This is a genomic window from Coleofasciculus sp. (genome assembly GCF_046539235.1).
Lineage (GTDB): Bacteria > Cyanobacteriota > Cyanobacteriia > Cyanobacteriales > Coleofasciculaceae > Coleofasciculus.
Genome location: NZ_JBKHHI010000545.1, coordinates 1 through 3,706, shown reverse-complemented (window position 1 = coordinate 3,706; position 3,706 = coordinate 1). Strand labels below are relative to the sequence as shown.

Annotated in this window: 2 protein-coding genes; both read right to left on the bottom strand. The window is 46.6% G+C overall.

The genetic code is table 11. The features are described from left to right. Positions 1-2,420 (bottom strand): GAF domain-containing protein (locus ACLFWI_RS28335; protein WP_446415704.1); only part of this gene is annotated, 2,420 nt, incomplete at its 3' end. 334 nt (positions 2,421-2,754) lie between these two features. After that, positions 2,755-3,699, bottom strand: a complete 945-nt coding sequence (locus tag ACLFWI_RS28330) for a glutathione S-transferase family protein (protein ID WP_446415705.1) — start codon at positions 3,697-3,699, stop codon at positions 2,755-2,757. Positions 3,700-3,706: the final 7 nt, after the last annotated feature.

Genomic DNA, 3,706 nt, shown 5'->3' with positions numbered 1-3,706 from the left:
GCATGGGTCAGTTGTTTGGCGGCTTGCATCACCGTTTGGATGATTTCTTCGGCATTTCCGCCGCTACTGCTACTGACTAAACTAATCGCTTGATAGAGGGGATCGATCGCCTTGCGTTGTTCCTGAAGATTGCGAATTTCCCGGTGAAACGCTTGGAAGCCTTGCAGAATGGGCAATGTGGATGCCATCCGTTCATGCAATTTCTGGGCATCGGCTTGGGTAAAGCCATTGATTTCGATTGTTTCGGATAACGTTCCCCCCGATTCATAGGTAAAGAGGAATTTGTTAAACGACCGAATAATGGCAATCACTTTCCCTTTCGAGTCCACCACCGGGAATAACAACATGTTTTCCACATTGTTGATCGCATCTGGTTCTAAACCCAGATGGACTAACAGATCATTCAGTTTACTGGGATTTTTGCTGGCTTTGACTGAACGAGATTCAACCATTTTACTGGCGATTCCTAGAGTAGCGGACACCCTAATTTCTTGAGCATTTAGGGTTCTGGAATTCCAGACTAATGACCAAAAGATGCTTTGTTCGGCATCCAGGAGGAAAATTGTCGTCTGTTCCGCGCCCAAGAGTTTGTTAATCGAGTTGGTGACAAAGCTTAACGTATAATACAGGGCATTGTAGAGCGCTTCATCACTTTGATCGGCAACGGAATTACTGAGAATTGCTAGGGTATTATAAACGGATTCTTTTGGCTCAATTTGAGCAAGCTGTTTTAGTGTCTCATGAGTCTTGACGAATTGCAGGATTACACCCACTCGTTCGTTAAAGACTTGCATGGACTGGCGGTCATTTTTATCAAAACTCGCTTTAAAGTAACTGGGAACGTGGGGCCACTCGTCTTTGTTATACTCTGGATGATCTCCAGGTTTGCGCTTGTTGATTAGTTGGGTTACGCCTAATAATTCCCCATCTGGACTGACAACGGGCATACAGAGGAGGCTACAGGTACGGTAGCGGGTTTGTTCATCGGTTTTCTTGGCATTTTCCGCACTGGGATGATCGTAGAGATCGAAGGGGATAATCATCGGTTGGCGAGTTTGTGCAACTTGACCTGCAAAGCCAACCCCAACATCACAGCGAACCTCTCCTTTCCCTGGAAGTTCCGTCCACAAGTCGCCGCGATCGCGATCCACTAACCATAAGGTACTGCGATCGGCATTCAGCAGCTTCTTGGCGGTATTCATTACCCGCTGCAAAATCGCCTTGGTATCTAAGTTAATCTGATCGAGCGATCGCGTGGCTTCGGCTAAGGCGGCTGTCGCCCGTAGCTTCTTCATTACCTTGTAACAGGATTGGCAACTTTCCAGAATCCGCCGCACCGGAACCACACATTTTGCCAATCGTTCTAAGTCTAGGGTGGTGAATCCTTTAGGTCGTTTGTCGGATTGCTGATCAGTGGGTAACTTATTTAGTAACTGAATTACCGCAATCACTTCTTGGCTTTCACTTAAGATGGGAAATGCCAAGATGTTTTCGGTGCGGTAATTATATTTTTTGTCAAATTCCTTAACCAGTGCGGCGCGGGGATCTTCATAAACGTTGTCGGGAATATGGATGACTTTTTTATCCTGAGCCACATGACCCGCTATCCCTTCCCCGACTCGCACCTGAATATCCAGAAATTCACCTTCTTCATTCTCCGCCACTAATGACCAGAGTTCTGTCTTCTCATCGTTAAGTAAGAAAATGGTGGCGCGATCCGCACCCAGTAATTCACCGACTTTAGAGGTAACATCACGCAGCACCTCATACAGGGCTTGCGCCGAACCTTCATCCTCGGATTCTGTATCGGCTTTGGATAAGATTTCCACCTGGGAAACCAGGAGTTTGCGCTCTAATTCCGCTAAGGCTTTGAGAAATTCCGAGTCGCCTGGTTCTAAATCAGCTTGGATGGTTTTTAAAGCCTTATTAACCCATTCTTGGTTAAATACCGATTCATATATGCGATTGTGAATCCTAACTTTCCCTTGATGCTTGAGGATTAACCCCATCATCCGCAGTTCCTTCTGTTCGGAACTGTCATTGGCGATCGCTTCTCCCTGTTGGAGGATACGATGATACACTTGCAACAGCTTCAGACTGCGGTGTTTACGTCTGAGCAAGCGATCGCGGATCGTCTGCAAATGCATCAGTTCCGGTTGTTCTTCCCAATTCTCAATCCAGCGCGATCGGACTAAGTTTTCCACCCACTGCGCTTCCGTTCCTTTCGATGGTGCATCCGGTGCTTGGGCAATTAATCGACAAAGCTGCTGGGTGAGAAATGGTTGTCCTCCTGTCCATTTCAACACCTCAACCAGCAATCGTTTATAGTTTTGTGATTTAGCTTTTAATCCTCTGGCAATTTGTAATCCGCTACTCGCACTTTCTGGATAATGGGACTGTTCAGATAAATTTGAAATCATAGTGCAACCTGGTGTAAACGCCTTGGCAGCTTGCCTTCTCTTGCTAGTCGGGTGGTGATTAGGGTTCAGGAGCTGTGAGCAATCTCTATGGACTATCTCAGATGCTACCTTACCGATGGCTCAAATTAGACTCTACTGATCTCAAGGTCCTTATATAAATAATATTGACAATAATACTAAATTATGGTTGCTTCTGAATAGACTTTACTCTATCGGTAGGAATTTGGGGAGCTGGGGGAGTTAGTTCAAAACTTGGTCAGGGCGGGTTTTGTACAAACGTTATCATCAACAGCGAACAGAAAATCCCTAAACCCGCCCCTACTTTCCTCAACACTTACCCTGCCACCCAATCAATCACAGGACCTTTGGGTACAATGCGAGTGGGATTAATGTGGGGATGACTTTTGTAATAATGTTGCTTGATCTGGTCAAGGTTGCAGGTATCGCTAACGCCCGGTTGCTGATAGAGATCTTTAAGATAATTTCCTAGATAGGGATAATCACTAATTCTACGTAAGTTGCACTTAAAATGCACGTAGTAAACGGGGTCAAAGCGAAACAGGGTAGTGAACATACACCAATCCGCTTCCGTGATCCGATCGCCACACAGATAAGCTTGCTGGGATAGCACCCCTTCCCAATAGTCTAGTGCTTCAAAAAGTTCGGTTACCGCCTCATCATAAGCCGTCTGAGTCGTGGCGAACCCAGCGCGGTAGACACCATTGTTGATCGGTTGGTAAATTCTGTCAATCGCGCGATCGATCTCGTCTTGCAGAGGATCGGGATAGAAGCTAACTTGAGATTTCGCGATCGCCTCAAACTCCCTATCGAACATACGGATAATTTCACGGGATTCATTATTCGCGATCGTATTCTTTTGTTTATCCCAAAGCACAGGGACTGTCACTCGTCCCGTACAGTTCTGGTCTGCTTTTAGATAAACCTCTCGCAGATAACGACTTCCATGAACCGTATCCGGGATACAACCGGGAGCATCAGAAAATTCCCATCCCTCCTCATCCATAAACGGGTCAACAATGGACAGGCTAATCGCCTCCTCCAACCCCTTCAATTTCCGCATAATCATTGTGCGGTGCGCCCACGGACAAGCCAGAGAGACATAGAGATGGTAGCGTCCCGACTCCGCTTTAAACCCTGTAGAACCATCGGCACTCACCCAGTTACGGAACTGAGTCGGATTTCGCTTAAATCGCCCCTCAGGGTCTTGCTGGTAAGGTTCCTTCGTCCATTGTCCATTCACCAGCATTCCGGTTGCCATATTTTCT

Excerpts from the sequence above, each read along its gene's own strand:
- ACLFWI_RS28330 (WP_446415705.1), bottom strand. The coding sequence starts at position 3,699 with ATGGCAACCGGAATGCTGGTGAATGGACAATGGACGAAGGAACCTTAC.